This window comes from uncultured Anaerococcus sp., assembly GCF_963510575.1.
In the GTDB taxonomy this organism is placed as follows: Bacteria; Bacillota; Clostridia; order Tissierellales; family Peptoniphilaceae; genus Anaerococcus.
In genome coordinates, this window is sequence record NZ_CAUPFR010000135.1 from 1 (window position 1) to 3,628 (window position 3,628).

The 3,628-nt window shown below is 33.7% G+C and carries 6 protein-coding genes; 1 reads left to right on the forward strand and 5 read right to left on the reverse strand.

Annotation, left to right across the window (positions count from 1 at the left end; all coding sequences use genetic code 11):
* The 4 genes from RQ907_RS08055 to pcp all read right to left on the reverse strand — a co-directional run.
* A partial coding sequence (locus RQ907_RS08055) for a fructosamine kinase family protein (protein ID WP_311492857.1) occupies window positions 1–241 on the reverse strand: 241 nt, incomplete at its 3' end.
* Window positions 242–334: 93 nt separating this feature from the next.
* A complete protein-coding gene (locus RQ907_RS08060) occupies window positions 335–1,333 on the reverse strand; it encodes a CAP domain-containing protein (protein WP_311492858.1) in 999 nt (332 codons plus the stop codon).
* A gap of 94 nt (window positions 1,334–1,427) precedes the next feature.
* Window positions 1,428–2,435, reverse strand: coding sequence for an alpha/beta fold hydrolase (locus RQ907_RS08065; protein ID WP_311492859.1), 1,008 nt, complete (start codon window positions 2,433–2,435; stop codon window positions 1,428–1,430).
* Window positions 2,435–3,079, reverse strand: a complete 645-nt coding sequence (gene pcp / locus RQ907_RS08070) for a pyroglutamyl-peptidase I (protein ID WP_311492860.1) — start codon at window positions 3,077–3,079, stop codon at window positions 2,435–2,437. Before pcp ends, RQ907_RS08065 begins: the two co-directional genes overlap by 1 nt.
* Window positions 3,080–3,169: 90 nt before the next feature.
* Here pcp and RQ907_RS08075 point away from each other — a divergent pair, with 90 nt between their 5' ends.
* The gene (locus RQ907_RS08075) at window positions 3,170–3,466 is read left to right on the forward strand and encodes a rhodanese-like domain-containing protein (protein ID WP_311492861.1); all 297 of its coding nucleotides are present in this window, start codon (window positions 3,170–3,172) and stop codon (window positions 3,464–3,466) included.
* Between the two features lie 24 nt (window positions 3,467–3,490).
* On the opposite strand, the gene RQ907_RS08080 is transcribed toward RQ907_RS08075, so the two are convergent.
* Window positions 3,491–3,628, reverse strand: a 138-nt coding sequence (locus RQ907_RS08080) for a cold shock domain-containing protein (protein WP_311492862.1), incomplete at its 5' end; no start/stop codon positions are given.

Sequence of the window (3,628 nt, forward strand, 5' to 3'; positions counted from 1 at the left end):
AGGCAGAACCATCTACATCTCCACTTGAAAGGGCTCTTGGTGCAAAAATCCCATTTTCTTCAAACAATTTAAGACCGGCTTTTTCACATTCAAAAAATGAAGCATCTTTATTTTTGTGAACCTTTAAAAAATATGAACCTCCATCAGCATCTAGCTTATATGTATCATTTACATCTCCACCGGCTAATACACTTATATTTCTTACATTGTTAATAGGTAATAATTCTATAATCTTTTCCATATGCTCCCCTATTCTTTCTTTACTAATAATTTACTACAAAAAAATAAATTTACTAGAAAAATCCCCCAATCTCTAAGGATTGAGGGATGAATATTATTTCAAACTCTTTTCTGCAATTTTTATTAGTTCTTCTGATTCTTTTATTAGTTTCAAAAGTTGACCTTTGACACCAGCTACCTTTTCTGGCGCCATTTTGAGTAGGAGTTTAGCAGCTTCTACTTGAATCTTATTTCTTCTAACAGCTTCTTCTAATTTTGCCCTAGTATCCTTAGATGATTCTTTTTTATTATTAGCCTTAGCTTTTGCCTTGCCAAAATCCATTGTATATTCACCAACAAGTCCTACTGCCTTGCTTCCAGACTTATCTGCATATCCAAATTCTACTGCAGCATAATTCAAGTCAGACGAATTAATTATAGCTAGTCCCATACGGTCATATTCTGGGTCCAAGATTATATGAAGGTGAGCATTGCCGTTATTATAAACACCATTTGATTCAATTAGGAGTTGATATTCGCTCTTTCCACCGTAATTAGTTCTCTTTCCATAGGCCCATTGATTAAATGCCATTTCTGGTGTATAAGGCTCAGAATTATTAGCTAAAATTTCACCATAGGTTCTTGTGCCACTTGGAAGTACAGCTTTTGAGCAATCGCTACCATCAGGTCTTGTATGAGATAGGCCTGTCAAACTAACTTCGTATAGCCTTTGAATACCAATTTTTTCAAGATCTGTTGACCATTTAGTCCTGTTAATATACTCATCTTTAGAATTTATTCCTTTTGATTTTAGGTAATCTCTTAATTTAGTATTCTTAGAATTTGACTTTGAATCAAGAGTATATGGCACATTCTTATCCCACATATCAGACCTAATCTGCATAAGACCTCTAATGGCTGATGCTTTATTAGCTTCGTCTTGCTTAAGTGTAAAAGTTTGGCTCTTACTTTGGAACTTGTGTGTTTTTATGCCAAAATCAATCTTTGTACTTGCATAGGAAATACTTGCGCTTTGTGGGCTTGTAAGGCTTACAGCATTTACTGCTAGGCTTGCAAGTAAACTTAAGGCAATAATTTTCTTTGTATTTTTCATATAAACTCCTTTATATTTATTAGATATTTATATTATAACATATGTGGTTTTTTTATCAAAGTAATTCAACTAATAATTTTAATAATTTAATAAATTATTCACCATCAAAATAAGATAATATATCTTGATAAACAAGATCTTTATTAGTTTCGTTGAGAATTTCGTGCTTCATACCCTTGTAGGTTTTAGATTTTATGTCCTCATAGCCAAGTTCCCTTAAGAAATTTAGACTATCCTTAATCCCCTTTTCACCCTTAGTTATGATGTCATCTTCGCCGACCATATTGTAAATATCAAGCTTTGGATTTTTGCACTTGTATTTTGATTTTTGGCCCAAAAGCTTATTTACTTCTATAAGGGTTTTTGAATAACCGATTTTAAACTTAAATATCCTAAGAGGGTCATTGGCCTTTATATCTATATTTTGTGGACTATAACTAATAAAATCTAAACCCTTTGCACCTACAATTGCATCGATAAGCCTACTTTCAGCCTTATCTCCCAGGTAAAAACAACCCAGATTATAGTAACTTACACCCAGTCTTGCCGCCTTATTTACAGGCACAGTTCCAGTTATGATTAGCTTATCTAATAAATCATCATTTTCCCTTAAAAATAACCTTGCAATCATTGAACCCATAGAGTGGCCGAGCACGAAATATTTTAGATCCGGATATTCTTTTTTCATGTATTTAGCAATCATGACCTCATCATCAATTAGCTCTTCTGCCCTTTTCATATAGCCATTTGGATAGGCTGTAGAAATAGATTTGCCGTGGCCCCTGTGATCACCAATAACGACTATGTAGCCATTTTTGTTTAAAAATCTTGCAAAGTCCAAGTAATTTCCCGAATGTTCTGCTACACCGTGGATTAGCTGAACTATAGCTTTAGGATTTTCACAAGTAAGGATTCTCACAAAAGAATCAAACCCATCCGTATTTGTTAAATAGATTTCTTCATAGAAATCATCTTTTTTTACAGTCGCTCTTTTAAAAAACTTACTTGTCATGTCAAGCGATTTGTAACGGATATCCTGAATCCAAAAATAAATTTGTGGGATAAGTAAAATTAATAAAACAACAATTATCTTAACTAGCATTAGCATATCCTCCCTTCTGCCTTTTTCAAATCTTCCTTATTTTTGTAGTTGGCACTTGTTTTTATTATGATTTCCACGGCCTTAACCATTGTTTCTAAGCTCATTGAAGCCAGGCCATTTTTATCAACAACTTGGGCTGGTAAATATGGCACATGGATAAAACCAGCCGATATATTTTTGTATTTGCTTGCAAAATACAAGTCATTATACATTACAAAGTTGCAAACGTAGGTGCCGGCCGAGTTTGAAACAGATGCTGGTATTTCTTCTGCCCTTAGATCTTCTACAATAGCTTTAATTGGTAAAGTAGAAAAATATGCATTTTCCCCATCCCACCTGATTTTTTCATCAATTGGCTTCTTGCCATCGTTATCAGCAATTGAAGCGTCTGCTATATTTATGGCTACCCTTTCAACTGTGATGTCCGTCCTCCCACCTGCTTGGCCCAGTGAAATCACTATGTCAGGCCTTATTTGTTCAATTTTTCTTTCAATCAAATCAGCCGCCCTCAAAAAGGCTGTAGGTATTATTAATTTTTCTATTTTATTTCCATCAATTTCATCTGCAAGTTTTTCTAAGATTAGACTTGCAGGATTTATCTTTTCTCCACCAAAGGCATCAAAGCCCGTAATCAATATTTTCATAATCCACCTCTATATTTATTTACCATAAATCGCTGGTTTTTAAACAAAATAAAATAATTTTATAGTATAGTGATAAAAAAAGGAGGAAAAATGACTATGAAAGAAATTTCCGGTGATTATTTATTAAGACTTGACGATTCTTATAAAATTATAGATGTAAGAACTGAGGAAGAGTTCAAAAACGGCCATATAAAAAATGCAGTAAATGTGCCCCTTGATAAGATTATGGATAATAACTTTGATCTTGATAAGAATGACAAACTTGTTGTCCATTGCAGGACCAATGGTAGATCTAAACAGGCTTTGGCTATCCTAAGTGATTTAGGCTATAAAAACCTTAGCCTTGCCCCAGGTGTTGACCTATATCCATACGATTTAGTAAAGTAAAAATCCCTCATCCGAGGGATTTTCTTATAGTTTCTTGACTTTTTTTGCTTGAGGTCCTCTTGGGGCTTCAATTTTTTCAAATTCTACATTATCTCCAGTCTCAAGTTTTTTAAAATTTTCTTCAGATATTATATCCGAAAAATGAACAAAGAGGTCTTCCCC